Raw genomic sequence first — 17,509 nt, forward strand, 5'->3', positions numbered from 1 at the left:
GTCCGGGTCACCGGCCCTGCGGGACCGCTCCCCCGGCGCCGTAGCCGCCGGTGTAACCGCCGCCGAAGCCGCCGCCCGCCTGCTCGTGCCGCGGGGCGGCCTGCAGGTGCTGCCCGACCCGCTTGACCAGCACCGCCATCTCGTAGGCGACCAGGCCCGCGTCGGCCTCCGCCTCGGCGATCACCGCCAGGCAGGTGCCGTCGCCGGCGGCGGTGACGAACAGCAGCAGCGCGTCCATCTCGATGATGGTCTGGCGGACGTTGCCGCCCGCGAAGTGCCGGCCGGCGCCGCGCGCGAGGCTCTGCACGCCGGACGCCAGCGCGGACAGGTGCTCGGCGTCCTCGCGGCCGAGCTCGCTGGACGCGGCGACCGCGAGGCCGTCGCGGGACAGGATCACCGCCTGCCGCACGCTCGCGACGCGCTCGGCGAAGTCGTTGAGCAGCCAGTTGAGCTCGCCGGTGACCGTGTTGTGCATCATCGGGTCCCCTCATCCTCCCCATCGGACGCGCGGCCGCGCCGCCATCCCTGCTGTACCGAGGCCATCAGCGAGCGCGCCTCCTCCGGGGACCGCGCGACCCCGCCGGCGGGACCGCCGGCGACCGGCGGAGGCAGCGGCGGCGGCTCCTTGCGCAACTGCGGCGCGAGGTTCTCCTGCCGGACCCTGCGGGGCAGGCCCGCGTGGGTCCCGGCGGGAGAGCCGCCCTCCGCGCCCCGAGGGCGCTCGCCGCCGACGACGGTACCGCGATCTTCCACGCCGTCCCACGCCGTGTCACCGGCCGGATGCGCACCGCGCTCCGTTCCCGGGTCTCCGTCCCGCTCGGGGGCGCCCGCCGGTGGGCCGCCGGGCGTGCGCGCGCCGGGCGCGTAGACCGGCGCGGGCGTCCAGCCGTCGGCGTCGGACGGATCGTCCGACGCGTACGCCGGCACGGCGTCCGCGTCGTCAGACCAGGGGTTCACGGAGCCGCCGCGCGGCCCGCGGAACGGCGCGGCGGGCGCCTGGTCCTCGGGGTCGCCCCACGGGGCGGCCGGGCCGGCGAGCTGCGGCAGCACGGGCGGCGTCTCGCGCAGCGGCACGGGCTCCGGCCACGCCGTGCCGGGCCGCCGCATGCCGGGCCGCTCCATTCCGGGCTGCTCCATTCCGGGCTGGGGCGCGTCGCCGGACGCGGGCTCCCGGCGCGCGAACACCCCGACGTCGGGGACGACCTCGGCGCGCGTCACGACCTCCGGCCGCGGCGTCCCGCCGAACGGGACGTCGGTGTACGGGGTGCCCATGAACGTCGGCCCGGCGCCGGCCGGCGCCGGCCGCACGGGGGCCGGCTCGACGGGCTCGGCGCCGCCCGGCCCGCCGCCGGCGCGGTCCGGGGACGGGGCGTCCGCGCCGCCGGCCGTAGCGGGCTCGCCGGCGTCCGCCGGGGCCTCGACCGCGGGGACCTCGGCCGCGGCGGCGTCCGGACCGCCCTCCAGCGGGACGACCTCCTCGTCCATCCGGTCGGCGGGCACCACGAGCTCGTGCGGCATCAGCACGATGGCCGTCACGCCCCCGTACGGGGAGCGGTGCAGCGACACGTCGATGCCGTGCCGGGCCGCGAGCCGGGCGACCACGAACAGCCCCAGCCGGTCGGTGTCGACCAGGTCGAACTCCGGCGGCTCGGCGAGCCGCCGGTTGATCTCGGCGAGCGTCTCCGGCTTCACGCCGAGCCCGCGGTCCTCGATCTCCACGCAGAAGCCGTTGCCGACCCGCTCGGCCATCACCCGCACCTCGGTGTTGGGCGGGGAGAACGACGCCGCGTTCTCCAGCAACTCGGCCAGCAGGTGCACGACGTCGGTGACGGCGGCGCCGACCAGGCCGTCCTCGGACTCGGTCAGCACGACCGCGCGGGTGTAGTCCTCGATCTCGGCGACGGCGGCGCGCAGCACGTCGGCGATGAGCACCGGGCGCCGCCAGCCGCGGCCCGGGGTGGCGCCGGACAGGATGATCAGGCTCTCGGCGTGCCGCCGCATGCGGGTGGTGAGGTGGTCGATCCGGAACAGCGCCTCCAGGTCGTCGGCCTCGGCGCGGCTCTCCAGCCCGTCCAGCATCGTCAGCTGGCGGTGCAGCAGCGACTGGTTGCGGCGGGCGATGTTGAGGAAGATCCGGCTGACGCCGGCGCGCAGCTCGGCCTGCCCGACGGCGGCGTCCACCGCGGTGCGCTGCACCTTGGCGAACGACTCGGCGAGCCGGGTGACCTCGCTGGTGCGGCCGCGCGGCAGCGCGGGCGCCTCCGCCTCGACGTCCACGGGCTCGTTGCGGCGCAGCCGGTCGACCAGCCGCGGCAGCCGCTCGTCGGCCAGCTCCTCGGCGGAGCCGCGCAGCCCGACCAGCTCGCGGACGACGCCGCGGCCGAACCGCAGCGCGAGCAGCACCGACACGGCGATCACCAGCAGGCCGGCGCCGCCGACGACGCCGAGCCGGATGTAGGCGTCGCGGCCCAGCCGGTCGGCGCGCGCGGCGGCCTGATCGGTGTTCGCCATGATCATCTGGTTGACGGACAGGACCAGCGGCTGCGCGGTCGCCTGCCACTGCCAGGCGCTGATCGGCAGCGGCCCGCGGTCGTGCGCGGCGATCCGGTCCTCGAGGTCCTTGTACGCGTGGTACTGCGTCGAGGCGAACACCGGCGCGGTGAGCCGCGCGTAGACCTTCGGGTCGGCCAGCGACCGCTGCCGCTGCCACTGCCAGCGCTGCTCGCCGAGCATCTCCAGGAACGTGCGGTGCTCGGCGGCGGACATCTGGCCGTGCGTGACGAGCGCGCCCGCGACCAGCGCGTTCTCCCGCTGCAGCAGTTCCATCGCGCGCCCGGCGGCGCGGTCGGACAGCGTCCAGTTGTAGAGGGACGCGTCGTTGATGACGATCAGGCTGTCGTACAGCCGGTGCATCACGTCGACCATGCTGCTGTAGTCGTTGACGGCCGTCAGCCGGTCGACCGCGCGGGCGTCGACGGCGGCGCGCAGCTGGCCGAGGCCGCCGAGCGCCTTCAGCACGTCCGAGACCCGCGACCGCATCTCGGCCGTGGTGGCGCCGCGCGCGGCGTCGGAGGTGGACGTGCGGCGGAAGGTGGCCACGGCCTTGTCCAGGCGCGCGCGCTGGGCGGTGAGGGCCGCGGGCGTCGACGCCGGCTTGCGCGGGCCGCTCAGGTACACGACCGACGCCTGCCGCTCCTTGCCCAGCTCGACGAGCAGCCCCTGGCCGGACGCGGCGAACTGCTCGTTCAGCGTGTGGTACTTCCGCTGGGCGAGGGCGGCGCGGCCGGTGATGTCGGCGGCGTAGGCCCAGATCGCGACCAGCGAGACGAGCGGAACGAGAAGGAGCGCGGCGACCTTGGACCGGATCGGGCGCGTGCGTGCGGTTCTCATGGGACCTCGAACGTTCCGGCACGTAGGGTGGCCCGATCATAGGGGCGGCCTGTCACGCCTCCGCAACCCCTTCTCCCCCTTTCGTCCGTATTCGGATCCGGAATCGGTTATCGACAATCAGGACATTTGCTTCATTTCCCCCTGTTGCCGGGCGGCGATGGGCCATACTCTGCTGTTTCGCCCGCCGATCCCGGCCCGGCACGGGAGGGAGACCGACGATCAGTACAGGCAGCCACGGCGCGGCCGGCCCGCTCGGCCGGAGCGGGAGCCCGCCCTCCGCGCCCGGGAGCGTTACCATTCCCGCCGTGAGTCCCGAAAGCCAGGCATCCGAGGCACTTCCGTCGCGACGCCGCCGCACACCCCGCGGCGGCCGACATCGCGGCGACGAGTCCTTCCTGCTGCCCCAAGGATCCCCCGCTCTCGTCCTGGCCGTGCCCGGCCCCGCCCGGCAACAGGGCGGCACCGAGATCGCCGCCGAGCTCGCCCGGCTCGTGGAGATCGAGCACACCGGCCAGCCCGCCTACGTCGGGCACTTCGACGGCGGCGAGGGCGACCTGCACGCCGTCCTCGCCGGCCTCGGCCACCCCCAGGACGAGCTCGCGGCCGTCGTCGTGCCGATGTCCACCGGGCCCGACCCGGCCCTGGACGCCGCCGTCCGCGCCGCCGTCGCGGCCGCCCCGGTCCGGGCCGTCGCCGCCGAGCCGCTCGGCCCGCATCCCCTCATCGCCGAGGCGCTGCACGACCGGCTCGCCGACGCCGGCCTCGCCCGCGCCGACCGCATCCGGATGATGACGATGGTCACCGCCGCCACCGGCGTCATCGTCGCCACCCCCGGCGACGCCACCGCCGTCCGGCAGGCCGAGGTGACCAGCGTGCTGCTCGCCTCCCGGCTCGCCGCGCCCGTCTTCACCGCCTCGCTCGCCGACGAGGCCGGCATCCGGGCCGCCGGCGAGCAGCTGCGCGCCGCCGGCGCCGCGTCCGTCGCCCTCGCGCCGCACGTCATCGGCCCCGAGCCGGAGGCCCGCCTGGTCCCCGCCGCGGCCGCCGCCGTCGGCGCCGCGTACGCGGCCCCCCTCGGCCCCCACCCGGCCCTGGCCCGCCTCGCCGCCCTCCGCTACGTCGAAGCCCTCTCACTGGCCCTGGCCGATTAGCCCAGGGGGGCGACCCCCTGGAACCCCCGTCACGGTTGAGGGGCTGTTTCACGCTCCGCTAGCGCTCCGCGTGAAACAGCCCCTCAACCGTCGGGCATGCCCGCTGCGCTCGCTGCACTCGCTCCGCGTGCCTGCCCGTGAGGTGGCCGAGGCTCATACGCGTGCGGCCGGGACCCCGAGGTCGGGGTCCCGGCCGCTGTCGCTCGCGGGCGGCGCTAGCGGTTCTTGAACCGCGGGGGGCGTTTCTGCATGGTGGCGGCCATGCCCTCGGCCAGGTCCTCGGTGAAGAAGGCGAGGGCCTGGACGCCGGTCTCCGCCGCGATCTGCCGGCGCAGGCCGGGGACGTCCAGGGACATGTTGAGCAGTTCCTTCGTGCGGCTCAGCCCGTACGGGGACGTGGCGAGCAGCTCGTCGGCGAGCGCCTGCGCGGCGTCGAGGTCGCCGCCCTCCGCGCAGACCTCGGTGACGAGCCCGAGCGCCTCCGCGCGGGCCGCGTCGAGGCGCTGCGCCCGGTAGGCGATCTCCGCGGCCTTCGCCGGGCCGACGAGGCGCGGCAGCAGCCAGGACAGCCCGCAGTCCCCCGCCGACAGGCCGAGGTTCACGAACGGGACGACGAACCGGGTGGTCGGGTCGGCGACCCGCAGGTCGCAGGCCAGCGCCCAGGAGACGCCCATGCCCGCGACCGGGCCGTGCAGCGCCGCGATCACCGGCTGCGGGATCTCCCGCAGCCGCGCGGTGACCTCGCCGCCGCGGGCGATGCCGCGGTAGAGCCGCTGCGCGCGGCCCTCCTCGGCCTCCTGGCCCGGATCGCCCTGGATGTCCATGCCGGAGCAGAAGCCGCGGCCGTCCCCGGTGAGCACCACGACCCGGGTGGACGGGTCGCGCGGCAGCTCGTTGAGGACGTCCAGCATCCGCTCGGTCAGCGCGCCGTCGACGGCGTTCAGCCGCTCCGGGCGGGACAGGGCGATGGTGAGCACCCCGTCCCGCCGGTCGAGCCTGATCCCGTCCAAGGGCTCAGGAGGTCAGCTGCTGGATGAGCGGCCCCATCTGCTCCATCGGGTTCTTGAACACCGCGAGCGGCTCGCTCGCGTTGATCGCGGCCCAGTTGTCGCGGACGGCCTCGACGGAGAGGGTCTCCTTCTGGCCGTAGCCGGGGCCCTCCGCGACGAAGATCTTGGCGATCCGGCCGCCGCCGACGGTGTAGACCTCGCCGGTGTCCTGGTTGGACTCGTGCACCAGGAACGCGACGAGGGGGGTGACCTGGTCGACGCCGAGCTTGTCGGCGAAGTCGGCGGGCAGCAGGTCCTCGGTCATCCGGGTCCAGGCGACCGGCGCGATGGCGTTGGCCTTGATGTCGTACTTGGCGCCCTCCTGCGCGAGGGTCTTGGTGAAGCCGACCAGGCCCATCTTCGCGGTGGCGTAGTTGGCCTGGCCGAAGTTGCCGAACAGGCCGGCGGGCGACGAGGTGTTGACGATGCGGCCGTAGCCGTTCTCGCGCAGGTGCGGCCAGGCGGCGCTGGAGACCAGGAACGAGCCGCGCAGGTGCACGGCGATGACGGCGTCGAACTCCTCGACGGTCATGTTCTTGAACGACCGGTCGCGCAGGATGCCGGCGTTGTTGACCACGATGTCGACCTTGCCGAACGCATCGAGCGCGGTCTGCACGATCGCCTGCGCGCCCTCGGGGGTCGCGACGTTGTCGGGGTTGGCGACGGCCTCGCCGCCGTTCTTCTTGATCTCGTCCACGACCTCCTGGGCGGGGCCGGCGGAGGCGCCGACACCGGAGCGGTCGCCGCCGAGGTCGTTGACGACGACCTTCGCACCGCGCGCGGCGAGCTCCAGCGCGTGCTGGCGGCCGAGGCCGTGGCCCGCCCCGGTCACGACCGCGACACGGCCGTCGTAGCGCAGTTCCGACATCTCTGTCTCCTCACATCGCACCGACTACGCCCCCAGGTAATCATCCGGGGGTTACCCAGTGGTACCACTGAACCGAATCCCGCTCGGCCGCGGCCCCCTCCGATGCCTCCCCGGCGCGCCGCGCGGGCAAGCACCGTGCTTCGTGGGACTTCAGTGAAACTTGCGGCAAATGCCGCATTCCCCGGGACGTACGGCGTAGTGTCCACACCCACCCGCGCAACCCGGCCCGGTCCGCACAGGTGCCGCCTCGACTTCGGAGGTCCCGTCTCGATGAGCCCTGCCGACGCGTCCAGCGCCCCCCGCCCGTACCGCGTCGTGCAGTGGGCGACCGGCGCGCTCGGCCGCGCGGTGATCCGCGGCGTCCTCGACCGGCCCGGCCTGGAGCTCGCCGGCGTCTGGGTGCACTCGCCCGCCAAGGACGGCGCCGACGCGGGCCTGCTCAGCGGCCGCGCCCCCACCGGCGTCACCGCCACCCGCGACGCCGCCGCCATCCTCGCCCTGGACGCCGACTGCGTCGTCTACGCGCCGGGGCGCACCGGCGACCCGCTCGCCGACCTCGACACCGTCTGCGCGCTGCTGGCCTCCGGCAAGAACGTGATCTCGATGAACGGCCTGGTCTACCCGCAGGCGCACGGCCCCTCCCTGGTCAACGAGCTGGAGCAGGCGTGCAAGCGGGGCTGCTCGTCGGTGCACGGGACCGGCTTCAACACCGGGTTCATGGCGGACGTGATGCCGCTGGTGTTATCCCGGCTGTCGCGCCGGATCACCCACGTCTACTCCCGCGAGTGCTCCGACTTCGCGCGGCACCCGTCCTGGCGGATGGTGCACCACATGGTCGGGTTCGGCCGCGACGAGGAGGCGTTCCTGCGCTCGCTGCGCCCCACCCGCACCGCGATGCGGTCGCTGTACACCGAGAGCCTGCACCTCGTCGCCGCCGGGCTCGGCGTCGACCTCGACGAGATCGACGTGGACGTGGACTACCGGCTCGCCGGCACCGACCTGGAGATCACCGCGGGCCTGATCCCGCGCGGCACGGTCGCCGCGGCGCGCTGGACGTTCAGCGGGCTGGCCGGCGGGCGGCCGGTGATCAGCGTCGAGGTGATCCACAAGGCGGACGCCGCGCGGATCCCCGACTGGGGCGACCCCGGCCACTCGGTGCGGGTGCACGGCCGCCCGTCGATCACGCTGACCACCGACGACGAGTGGGTGTCCGACGAGATCTCCGCCGCCGCGGCGCACGCGCTGAACTCGATCCCCGTCGTGTGCGCGGCCGAGCCCGGCATCCGCACCTACCTGGACCTTCCGCCGGTCACCGGGCGGATGGAGGCCGCCGTTCCGGACGGCCTGTGACCCGGAGGCGGGACGGCTAGGGGAGGGTCTGCTCGACGCGGGACTCCGCGCCGCCGTCGCCCGACTCCGCCTCGGCCGGGTCATCGGCCTCGACCTCGGCCTCCTCCTGGGCCTCCCGGCGGTGCTTGCGGACGCTCCACACCACGATCGCGGCGACCGCGATCACCGCGAGCCCGATCGCGAGGCCGCGCCCGGCCCACTGCGCCGCGCGGTCGAACGCCTCGCCCGCGAAGTAGCCGCCGAGCGTGAACGTGACGACCCAGGTCAGGCCGCCGAGGAAGTTGAACAGCAGGAACTTCGGATACGGCAGCCGGGAGCTGCCCGCCAGCGCGGGCATCAGCGCCCGCAGCAGCGCGGTGAACCGGCCGATGAACACCGCGACGGCGCCGCGCCGCCGGATCAGGTCCTGCGCGCCCTCCACCTTCGCGCGGTGCTTGGACACCGCGCGGATGTCCAGCAGCCGCGGCCCGTACTTCTTGCCGATCTCGTAGCCGACCGAGTCGCCGGCGACGGCCGCGACGACGCCGATGACCAGCAGGAGCGGCAGCGAGAGCGTGCCCTGGCTGGCCAGCACGCCGCCGACCACCACCGCCGTCTCGCCGGGGAACACGAACCCGACGAACAGCGCCGCCTCCGCGAACACCAGCGCGGCGATCAGCCCGTAGACCAGGCCGGGCGGCAGGCCGTCCACCAGGGTGTTGAAAGTCTCGAGCATGGTCCCCCGCCATCTCGTCCGTCCGGGACCGCCTCCGGCTGCCGGCCCCTGCTGCGTGCCATGCGATCGTGCGAGCCCGTTTGGCGCGGGCCGCCGACGGTTATCGTATGCGCGGGGCCGGTGGTCCAGGATCCCCCGGAAGGACGACTTGCCGGTGGCCGGGAAGGCGTGCCGGCCGGCGGCCGCCTCCTCCCAGGGTCCCGGCCGCCTCCCCCGGACGGTCGCACCGCACGGTTGACTTTCGGAAGGAACCGGACATGACCGCACAGGAAGTCGAGCGGGGCCGCTTCGTCCGGCAGCCGAACCGGTTCACGGAGCGGATCACCGCGGACGGTTCGAGCGGATACCCCGTGGAGCCGGGCCGCTACCGGCTGTTCGTCTCCTACGCCTGCCCGTGGGCGCACCGCTCGCTGATCGTCCGGCAGCTGCTGGGCCTTGAGGACGCGCTGCCCGTGGCCGTCGTCGACCCGATCAGGGACGAGCGGGGCTGGCGGTTCCCCGACCGCGACCCCGTCACCGGCGCCGTGTTCCTGTCCGAGCTGTACCTGGCGAGCGACCCGTCCTTCGAGGGCCGCTACACCGTCCCGTGCATCTGGGACACCGTCACGGAACGGCTGGTCACCAACGACTTCCCCAACATCACCACGATGCTGGAGACGGAGTTCACCGCGCTCCACGCCCCCGGCGCCCCCGACCTGTACCCGGAGGAGCTGCGCCCGGAGATCGACGAGCTGAACGACCTCGTCTACAACACGGTCAACAACGGCGTCTACAAGGCCGGTTTCGCCACCGCGCAGGACGCCTACGAGGACGCGTTCGACGCCCTCTTCGCCACCTTCGACCGGCTCGAAGAACGGCTCGCGGACCGCCGCTACCTGTTCGGCGACCGGATCACCGAGGCCGACGTCCGCCTCTACCCGACGCTCGCCCGCTTCGACGCCGTCTACTACTCGCACTTCAAGTGCAACCAGCGCCGCCTCGTCGACCATCCCCACCTGTGGGCCTACGCCCGCGACCTTTACTCGATCCCGGCGTTCGGCGGGACGACGAACTTCGACCACATCAAGCGGCACTACTACGTGACGCAGCGCAACATCAACCCGTCCGGGGTCGTCCCGAAGGGCCCGCTCGTCGACTGGACGGCCCCGCACGGCCGCGACGCGCGCACCGGGGGCTGACACCGGGAACCGAACGCCGCTCGCTTCACGTCGTACCGGTCGGATCCCGTCGTTATGCTGGCGGATCTCCGGAACGATCACGACGTGAGAGGCAGTACCCCCGACAATGCGCAGCCAGTTCTTCGGAAACATGGACCAGGGACAGCAGCTCCCCGGCCACTTCGCCCTCCAGAACTCCAAGATGCTCCGCGTCCACCTCAACGGTGACGTCCTCGCCCGGCAGGGCTCCATGGTCGCCTTCCAGGGCCAGATGGAGTTCGACTACGAGGGCGCCGGAGGCATCGGCAAGTTCATCAAGAAGGCCGTCACCGGCGAGGGCGTCCCGCTGATGCGCGTCCGCGGCCAGGGCCTGCTCTTCGTCGCGCACGACGCCGCCGACATCCACCTCTTCTACCTGGAGAACGAGGGCCTGACCGTCAACGGCGCCAACATCCTGGCCTACGACTCGCACCTGCAGTCCGACATCCAGCGCGTCCAGGGCGCCGGCATCGCCGCGGGCGGCCTGTTCAACACCACCCTCCAGGGCACCGGCTTCGTCGCGCTCACCACGCACGGCACCCCGGTCATGCTCGACTGCGGCCGCGCCCCGACGTTCGCCGACGGCCAGTCCGCGGTGGCGTGGAGCACCAGCCTCCAGGTCGGCGTCAACCGCACCTTCAAGGCCGCCGCGCTCATCGGCCGCGGCAGCGGCGAGGCCATGCAGCTGGCCTACCAGGGCCAGGGCTTCGTCCTCGTCCAGGCCAGCGAGGGCCCCACCGTCCCGCCGCACACCCACTGAGCCGGGCCGGCGGCGGGTGACCTCCGTCACCTTTCGGACGGCGGATCTTGTCGGAGGCGCGGCCTCGGCTTCGGCAAGATCCCTGTGGCCGTGGGGGAATGGGGTGCAATCGCAACGCGCTGGCATGGGAAGAGGTCAAGTGCGAGTAGCCTTGATAGGTCTCTTATCTCACCTGCGAGCTGCGGAAGAGGGCGATCTCCGCCGTGTCGACAGAGTCGTCGCAAACTAGTGCCGACCCAAAGATCACAGATTTCGGTGCCAACGAGTGGCTGGTCGACGAGCTGTACCAGAAGTACCTCGAAGACCCCAACTCGGTTGACGAAGCCTGGTGGAACTTCTTCGCGGACTACCAGCCGGGCACCCGGCCCGGGTCCGTGACCCCCGCGTCCCCCGGCGCACCCCAGACGAGCACCGGAACGGCGGCCGGCGCGGCCGCCAACGGCACCGCGGCCGCCCCGCCGACACCGCAGCCTCCGGTGTCGCCGCCGAAGGCCCCCGCCAAGCCGGCCGACAAGGCCGCCAAGCCGGCGCCGAAGGCGGACAAGCCGGCGCCGCCGCCGGTCCCGGCGGGCGCCGAGGAGGTCCGGCTGCGCGGCGTCGCCGCCCGGACGGCCACCAACATGGAGGCCAGCCTCGCGGTGCCGACCGCGACCAGCGTGCGCGCCGTCCCGGCCAAGCTGCTGATCGACAACCGCATCGTCATCAACAACCACCTCAAGCGCGGCCGCGGCGGGAAGGTCTCCTTCACGCACCTGATCGGCTACGCGATCGTCAAGGCGCTCGCGGCGATGCCGGAGATGAACGCCGCGTACACCGAGGTGGACGGCAAGCCGGTGCTGGTCCGGCCCGAGCACGTCAACTTCGGGCTGGCGATCGACCTGCAGAAGCCGGACGGCTCCCGGCAGCTGGTCGTGCCGAGCATCAAGGCCGCCGAGACGCTGGACTTCCGCCAGTTCTGGGCCGCCTACGAGGAGATCGTCCGCAAGGCGCGCGGCAACAAGCTGACCATTGAGGACTACCAGGGCACCACGATCAGCCTGACGAACCCGGGCACGATCGGAACGGTGCACTCGGTGCCGCGGCTGATGCCCGGCCAGGGCACGATCATCGGCGTCGGCGCCATGGAGTACCCGGCCGAGTTCGCGGGGGCGTCCACCGACACGCTGGCCCGGATGGGGATCAGCAAGGTGATGACGCTGACCTCCACCTACGACCACCGGATCATCCAGGGCGCCCAGTCCGGCGACTTCCTGCGCCGCATCCACGAGCTGCTGCTCGGCGAGGACGGCTTCTACGACGAGATCTTCGAGGCGCTGCGCATCCCGTACGAGCCGGTGCGCTGGGTCAAGGACATCTCCGCCGGCCACGAGGACGACGTCGCCAAGATCGCCCGGGTGCACGAGCTGATCCACGCCTACCGGGTCCGCGGCCACCTGATGGCCGACACCGACCCGCTGGAGTACAAGCAGCGCCGCCACCCCGACCTCGACATCCTCAAGCACGGCCTCACCCTGTGGGACCTGGAGCGCGAGTTCGCGACCGGCGGGTTCGGCGGCAAGCCGACCATGAAGCTGCGCGACATCCTCGGCGTGCTGCGCATGGCGTACTGCCGGACGGTCGGCATCGAGTACATGCACATCCAGGACCCGGAGGAGCGCGCCTGGATCCAGGAGCGCGTCGAGGTCCCGCACGACAAGCCGTCCCGCGAGGAGCAGCTGCACGTCCTGCGCCGGCTGAACAGCGCCGAGGCGTTCGAGACGTTCCTGCAGACCAAGTTCGTCGGGCAGAAGCGGTTCTCGCTGGAGGGCGGCGAGTCCGTCATCCCGCTGCTGGACTCGGTGATCTCCGCGGCGGCGAAGGCCAGCCTGGACGAGGTCGTCATCGGGATGGCGCACCGCGGCCGGCTGAACGTGCTCGCCAACATCGTCGGCAAGTCCTACGGGCAGATCTTCGGCGAGTTCGAGGGCAACCTCGACCCGCGCAGCGCGCAGGGCTCCGGCGACGTGAAGTACCACCTGGGCGCGTCCGGCGACTTCGTCGCCGACGACGGCTCGAAGATCCACACCGAGCTGGTCGCGAACCCGTCCCACCTGGAGACGGTCGACCCGGTGCTGGAGGGCGTCGTCCGCGCCAAGCAGGACCTCCTCGACGTCGGCGAGGCCGGGTTCACGGTGCTGCCGATCCTGATCCACGGCGACGCCGCGTTCGCCGGGCAGGGCGTGGTGGCCGAGACGCTGAACCTGTCGCAGCTGCGCGGCTACCGCACCGGCGGCACCGTGCACGTGATCATCAACAACCAGGTCGGCTTCACCACCGCGCCGGAGTACTCGCGGTCCAGCGTGTACGCCACCGACGTGGCCCGGATGATCCAGGCGCCGATCTTCCACGTCAACGGCGACGACCCGGAGGCGTGCGCGCGGGTGGCGCGGCTGGCGTTCGAGTACCGGCAGACGTTCAAGAAGGACGTCGTCATCGACATGGTCTGCTACCGGCGCCGGGGCCACAACGAGGGCGAGAACCCCTCGTTCACCCAGCCGCTGATGTACGACCTGATCGACGCCAAGCGCTCGGTGCGCAAGCTGTACACCGAGGCGCTGATCGGCCGCGGCGACATCACCGTCGAGGAGGCCGAGCAGGCGCTGCGCGACTACCAGGAGCAGCTGGAGCGGGCGTTCACCGAGACCCGCGAGGCCGTGAAGAAGCCCCTGGAGCCGGGCTCGGTCGTCAAGCCGGACGTCGAGGAGCGCATCCCGATCGACCACGGCGGGGCCGGCACGGCGATCCCGCAGGAGACCGTCAAGCGGATCATCGAGACGCAGGTCAGCCTGCCGGAGGGGTTCACCCCGCACCCGCGGCTGCAGCCGATCCTGCAGCGCCGCGCGCAGATGATCGAGGACGACGCGATCGACTGGGCGACCGGCGAGCTGCTGGCGATGGGCTCGCTGCTGATGGACGGCCACCCGGTCCGGCTCGTCGGGCAGGACACCCGGCGCGGCACGTTCGGGCAGCGGCACGCGGTGCTCGTCGACCGCAAGACCGGCGAGGAGTACACCCCGCTCAAGCAGTTCGGGCAGGGCGTGTCGAAGTTCTACGTGCACGACTCGCTGCTCAGCGAGTACGCGGCGATGGGCTTCGAGTACGGCTACTCGATGACCCGCCCGGACGCGCTGGTCGCGTGGGAGGCGCAGTTCGGCGACTTCGCCAACGGCGCCCAGTCGGTGGTGGACGAGTACATCTCGTCCGGCGAGCAGAAGTGGGGCCAGCGCTCCAGCCTGGTGCTGCTGCTGCCGCACGGCTACGAGGGGCAGGGCCCCGACCACTCGTCCGCGCGGATCGAGCGGTACCTGCAGCTGTGCGCGCAGGACAACATGACGGTCGCCTACCCGACGACGCCGGCGAACTACTTCCACCTGCTGCGCTGGCAGGTGCTGTCCGGCCGGGGCAAGCCGCTCGTGGTGTTCACGCCGAAGTCGCTGCTGCGGCTGAAGGCGGCGACGTCGCCGGTCGAGCAGATCACCGACGGCGCGTTCCAGCCGGTCATCCCGGAGGCCAACCCGGCCGTGGACCCGGCGGGCGTGAAGCGGGTGCTGCTCACCACCGGCAAGATCTACTACGACGTGGCGAAGGCGCGCGACGCCGCGGGCGCCAACGACACCGCGATCGTGCGGGTCGAGCGGCTGTACCCGCCGCCGGTCGACGAGATCAGGGCGGAGCTGGCGAAGTACCCGGCCGGCGTCGAGGTGGTCTTCGTCCAGGACGAGCCGGCGAACATGGGCGCCTGGCCGTTCATGGCGCTGAAGCTGCCGCACCACATCGAGGGGCTGAAGATGTCGCGGGTGTCGCGCCCGGCGTCGTCCTCGCCCGCCGTCGGCTCGGCCAAGCTGCACCAGGCCGAGCAGGAGGCGCTGCTGTCCAGGCTGTTCTGACGCTCTGGTGAGCTGACGGGCAGGCCGTGTCGCTCCGCGTCCCGCCGCCGTGGCGGCGGGACGCGGAGCGACTGCGTTAGAGGGAACCCATCACATGTACTTCACCGATCGGGGCATCGAGGAGCTCGCCGAGCGCCGCGGGGCGGAGGAGGTCAGCCTGACGTGGCTGGCCGAGCGGCTCCGCGAGTTCGTCGACCTGAACCCCGAGTTCGAGACGCCGGTGGAACGCCTCGCCACCTGGCTGGCCCGCCTCGACGACGAGGACGAGGACTGACGCCGCGCTGACGCGCGCCGGGGCGCGGCGGGGGCGGAGCGCCGGGGTTCGCGATACATCTTGACTTTTGAGTGACGCGACATATCGTGTTACTCGAAGGAAACCCTCGGACGAAGGGCATGAGGCGATGCCGCGCTGGACGATCGACGAACCGACCACGCTCGACTTCGACGGCGTGGTCACGCTGCGCACGACGCTGATCGCCGGCACCGTCTCCGTGCTCGCCTCCGACGAGCGCCCGTCCGTCATGATCAGCGAGGTCGAGGGGCCGCCGCTGGTGATCGCGCACGAGGCCGGGATGCTGACCATCGCGCACGACCGGCTCCTGGAGGGCGTGCTCAGCTGGCTGCGCACCCGCAACGCCCGCGCCGCGATCACGGTGACCGTCCCGCACGACTGCCCCGTCACCGTCAACCTGGTGTCCGCCGACGCGATGATCACGGGGCTGACCGCCCGCACGTCCATCAAGTGCGCGTCCGGCGGCATCACGCTGGACGGGGTGACCGGCGCGGTCGACGCCAACACGGTGTCCGGCGACATCGAGGCGCAGGGCCTGGACGGCACGGTGTCGTTCACCTCCGTCTCCGGCGACCTGGCGCTGGCCGGCGGCGCGGTCGAGCAGCTCACCGCCCGCACCGTCAGCGGCCGCATCGCCGCCGACGTCGACCTGGTCGGCGACGGGCGGGTGGAGGTCAACACGGTCTCCGGCGAGGTCGCGCTGCGGATCCCCGAGTCCGCCGGGGCGCGGGTGACGCTGAACGCGGCGGCCGGCCGGATCGAGACGTCCTTCCCCGAGCTCGGCCGCACCGACCGGGCCGTCGCCACCACCGTCTCCGGCAAGATCGGCGACGGGTCGGGCCGGCTGTCGGTCAACTCGGTGTCCGGCTCGATCACCCTCCTCGGCCGCGACGACGCGGCCCCGGAGATCAGCACCCCGCGAATGGAGAAGTGAGTTGAGCCCCGTTTTCGGCCACGGCCGGCTCCGCCTGTACCTGCTGAAGCTGCTGGAGGAGAGCCCGCGGCACGGCTACGAGGTGATCCGGATCCTGCAGGACCGCTTCCTCGGGGTGTACTCGCCCTCCCCCGGGACGATCTATCCGCGGCTGGCCCGGCTGGAGGCCGAGGGCCTGGTCACCCACGAGGTCGTCAAGGGCAAGAAGGTGTACTCGCTGACCGACAAGGGCCGCGAGGAGCTGGAGCGCCGGATGGACGAGCTGGCCGAGCTGGAGGAGGAGATCACCGCGTCCGCGCAGGAGTTCGCGCGCGGTGTGCAGCAGGACGTCCGGCAGACCGTCAGGTCGCTGCGCGAGGAGCTGACGCAGGCCGCGCGGACGATGCGCGACCAGGGGAAGACCACATCCAAGGAGGCGTGGAAGGAGACCACCGACCGGCAGAAGGACGAGTGGCGGCGGCAGAAGGACTTCTGGCGCGAGCAGAAGCAGGCGTGGAAGGAGGAGTGGCGGCAGAACTGGGAGGACGCCTGGAAGACGGCGACCGGCAGCCGCGAGGACATCGCCCGCCTGAAGCTGGAGCGCCTGCTGCGCCGGTTCGTCGAGGACGTCCGGAAGGCCGCGAAGCGGTCCCGCCTCAGCGACGACGACCTGGCCGCCGTCCAGACGCTCCTGGACGAGACCCGCGACCGCCTGCGCACCGAGATCCTCGACCGAGACCGCGACCGCGACCGCGACCGTGACTGACCGTCCCCTCCGCCGCCGAGGCGCGGCGGGCCGCCGTCAGGGACGCCGCGTGACGACGGCCCGCCGCGGCGGTCACGGGGTGAAGACGATCTTGCCGAAGAGGTCGCCCTCCTCCATCGCGGCGAAGCCGTCGCGCGCCCGCGACAGCGGCAGCGTCCGGTCGATCAGCGGGCGGGTGCCGGTCTTCACCAGGAACCGCGCGAGCCGTTCGAGCTGCTCCCGGGTGCCCATCGTGGAGCCGACGACCTGGAGCTGCAGGAAGAACACCCGGTTCAGCTCCGCCGGGGGCACCTGGCCGCTGGTGGCGCCGGACACCACGATCCGGCCGCCCGGCCGCAGCGACTTCAGCGAGTGCGACCACGTCGCCTGGCCGACGGTCTCGATGACCGCGTCGACCCGCTCCGGCAGCCGCGCGCCGGACTCCACGGCGACGTCCGCGCCGAACTCCAGGGCGCGCTTGCGCTTGGCCTCGCTGCGGCTCGTCGCGAACACCCGGAACCCGGCCGCCGACGCCAGCGCGATCGCGGCGGTCGCGACGCCGCCGCCCGCGCCCTGCACCAGCACCGTCGCGCCGGGCTGGAGCCCCGCCTTGTCGAACAGCATCCGGTAGGCGGTCAGCCACGCCGTCGGCAGGCACGCGGCCTCCTCGAACGACAGCTCCGCCGGCTTGCGGACGAGGTTGCGGCGCGGCACCGCGACCTTCTCGGCGAGCGTCCCCTGGTGCAGCTCCGACAGCAGCGACCGCTTCGGGTCGAGGGTCTCGTCGCCGCCGCCGCGCTCCGGGTCGCCGATCACCGAGTGCACGATGACCTCGTTGCCGTCCTCGTCGACGCCGGCGGCGTCGCAGCCGAGGATCATCGGGAGCCGGTCGGCGGGGAGCCCGACGCCGCGCAGCGACCACAGGTCGTGGTGGTTGAGCGCGGTGGCCTTCACCGTGACGGTCGTCCAGCCGTCCGGCACCTCGGGATCGGGCCGCTCGCCCAGCGTCAGCCCGTTCAGCGGATTGTCTGCGTCGATCTGTGTGGCCGTGACAGCGAACATGAACGCACACTAACCGCCCGGCCGGGACGCCGGACGACCCGCCCCCACCGGGGGACGGGCCGTCCGGAACGCGTTCCGCGAACTCCGGGGCG

General features: G+C 72.8%; 14 protein-coding genes. 8 read left to right on the top strand and 6 right to left on the bottom strand.

What is annotated here, in order from left to right:
- Positions 1-7: 7 nt before the first annotated feature.
- Positions 8-478, bottom strand: a complete 471-nt coding sequence (locus amrb99_RS04310) for a roadblock/LC7 domain-containing protein (RefSeq protein WP_241755227.1) — start codon at positions 476-478, stop codon at positions 8-10.
- On the bottom strand, positions 475-3,390 hold the full coding sequence (locus amrb99_RS04315; RefSeq protein WP_190852497.1) for a nitrate- and nitrite sensing domain-containing protein: 2,916 nt from the start codon (positions 3,388-3,390) through the stop codon (positions 475-477). The genes amrb99_RS04310 and amrb99_RS04315 overlap by 4 nt, the downstream gene beginning before the upstream one ends.
- A 431-nt stretch (positions 3,391-3,821) precedes the next feature.
- Between amrb99_RS04315 and amrb99_RS52215 the strand changes: the two genes are divergently transcribed.
- Complete coding sequence (locus amrb99_RS52215) at positions 3,822-4,541, top strand: hypothetical protein (RefSeq protein ID WP_347256526.1); 720 nt, start codon at positions 3,822-3,824, stop codon at positions 4,539-4,541.
- A 215-nt stretch (positions 4,542-4,756) separates the two neighbouring features.
- On the opposite strand, the gene amrb99_RS04325 is transcribed toward amrb99_RS52215, so the two are convergent.
- Positions 4,757-5,551 carry an enoyl-CoA hydratase-related protein gene (locus amrb99_RS04325; protein WP_190852502.1) on the bottom strand — a complete coding sequence of 265 codons (795 nt, stop codon included), beginning with the start codon at positions 5,549-5,551 and terminating at the stop codon, positions 4,757-4,759.
- 4 nt (positions 5,552-5,555) lie between these two features.
- Positions 5,556-6,458, bottom strand: coding sequence for an SDR family oxidoreductase (locus amrb99_RS04330; protein WP_190852504.1), 903 nt, complete (start codon positions 6,456-6,458; stop codon positions 5,556-5,558).
- A 270-nt stretch (positions 6,459-6,728) separates the two neighbouring features.
- Between amrb99_RS04330 and amrb99_RS04335 the strand changes: the two genes are divergently transcribed.
- Positions 6,729-7,808, top strand: coding sequence for a dihydrodipicolinate reductase (locus amrb99_RS04335; protein WP_190852507.1), 1,080 nt, complete (start codon positions 6,729-6,731; stop codon positions 7,806-7,808).
- A gap of 16 nt (positions 7,809-7,824) precedes the next feature.
- Here the strand turns inward: amrb99_RS04335 and amrb99_RS04340 are convergent, their stop codons facing one another.
- Entirely contained in the window at positions 7,825-8,523 is a 699-nt protein-coding gene (locus tag amrb99_RS04340; protein ID WP_190852509.1) for a DedA family protein, read from the bottom strand.
- 257 nt (positions 8,524-8,780) lie between these two features.
- On the opposite strand from amrb99_RS04340, the gene amrb99_RS04345 reads away from it, so the two are divergent.
- The 6 genes from amrb99_RS04345 (at position 8,781) to amrb99_RS04370 (ending at position 16,376) form a co-directional block, all read left to right on the top strand.
- On the top strand, positions 8,781-9,701 hold the full coding sequence (locus amrb99_RS04345) for a glutathione S-transferase C-terminal domain-containing protein (protein WP_190852511.1): 921 nt from the start codon (positions 8,781-8,783) through the stop codon (positions 9,699-9,701).
- A gap of 106 nt (positions 9,702-9,807) precedes the next feature.
- Positions 9,808-10,479, top strand: a complete 672-nt coding sequence (locus tag amrb99_RS04350) for an AIM24 family protein (protein ID WP_190852513.1) — start codon at positions 9,808-9,810, stop codon at positions 10,477-10,479.
- A 203-nt stretch (positions 10,480-10,682) separates the two neighbouring features.
- The gene (locus amrb99_RS04355; protein ID WP_190852515.1) at positions 10,683-14,405 is read left to right on the top strand and encodes a multifunctional oxoglutarate decarboxylase/oxoglutarate dehydrogenase thiamine pyrophosphate-binding subunit/dihydrolipoyllysine-residue succinyltransferase subunit; all 3,723 of its coding nucleotides are present in this window, start codon (positions 10,683-10,685) and stop codon (positions 14,403-14,405) included.
- A 94-nt stretch (positions 14,406-14,499) separates the two neighbouring features.
- Positions 14,500-14,679, top strand: coding sequence for a DUF6104 family protein (locus tag amrb99_RS04360; protein ID WP_190852518.1), 180 nt, complete (start codon positions 14,500-14,502; stop codon positions 14,677-14,679).
- 127 nt (positions 14,680-14,806) lie between these two features.
- Positions 14,807-15,631 carry a DUF4097 family beta strand repeat-containing protein gene (locus amrb99_RS04365; protein ID WP_190852520.1) on the top strand — a complete coding sequence of 275 codons (825 nt, stop codon included), beginning with the start codon at positions 14,807-14,809 and terminating at the stop codon, positions 15,629-15,631.
- Position 15,632: 1 nt separating this feature from the next.
- Entirely contained in the window at positions 15,633-16,376 is a 744-nt protein-coding gene (locus amrb99_RS04370) for a PadR family transcriptional regulator (protein WP_190852523.1), read from the top strand.
- Positions 16,377-16,448: 72 nt separating this feature from the next.
- On the opposite strand, the gene amrb99_RS04375 is transcribed toward amrb99_RS04370, so the two are convergent.
- Positions 16,449-17,417 carry a zinc-binding dehydrogenase gene (locus amrb99_RS04375; RefSeq protein ID WP_190852525.1) on the bottom strand — a complete coding sequence of 323 codons (969 nt, stop codon included), beginning with the start codon at positions 17,415-17,417 and terminating at the stop codon, positions 16,449-16,451.
- Between the last annotated feature and the right edge of the window lie 92 nt (positions 17,418-17,509).

Origin of the sequence: Actinomadura sp. RB99 (genome assembly GCF_014706005.1) — a bacterium.
In the GTDB taxonomy this organism is placed as follows: Bacteria; Actinomycetota; Actinomycetes; order Streptosporangiales; family Streptosporangiaceae; genus Spirillospora.

Excerpts from the sequence above, each read along its gene's own strand:
- amrb99_RS04310 (WP_241755227.1), bottom strand. The coding sequence starts at position 478 with ATGATGCACAACACGGTCACCGGCGAGCTCAACTGGCTGCTCAACGAC.
- amrb99_RS04315 (WP_190852497.1), bottom strand. The coding sequence starts at position 3,390 with ATGAGAACCGCACGCACGCGCCCGATCCGGTCCAAGGTCGCCGCGCTC.
- amrb99_RS04330 (WP_190852504.1), bottom strand. The coding sequence starts at position 6,458 with ATGTCGGAACTGCGCTACGACGGCCGTGTCGCGGTCGTGACCGGGGCG.
- amrb99_RS04335 (WP_190852507.1), top strand. The coding sequence starts at position 6,729 with ATGAGCCCTGCCGACGCGTCCAGCGCCCCCCGCCCGTACCGCGTCGTG.
- amrb99_RS04340 (WP_190852509.1), bottom strand. The coding sequence starts at position 8,523 with ATGCTCGAGACTTTCAACACCCTGGTGGACGGCCTGCCGCCCGGCCTG.
- amrb99_RS04345 (WP_190852511.1), top strand. The coding sequence starts at position 8,781 with ATGACCGCACAGGAAGTCGAGCGGGGCCGCTTCGTCCGGCAGCCGAAC.
- amrb99_RS04350 (WP_190852513.1), top strand. The coding sequence starts at position 9,808 with ATGCGCAGCCAGTTCTTCGGAAACATGGACCAGGGACAGCAGCTCCCC.
- amrb99_RS04360 (WP_190852518.1), top strand. The coding sequence starts at position 14,500 with ATGTACTTCACCGATCGGGGCATCGAGGAGCTCGCCGAGCGCCGCGGG.
- amrb99_RS04365 (WP_190852520.1), top strand. The coding sequence starts at position 14,807 with ATGCCGCGCTGGACGATCGACGAACCGACCACGCTCGACTTCGACGGC.
- amrb99_RS04375 (WP_190852525.1), bottom strand. The coding sequence starts at position 17,417 with ATGTTCGCTGTCACGGCCACACAGATCGACGCAGACAATCCGCTGAAC.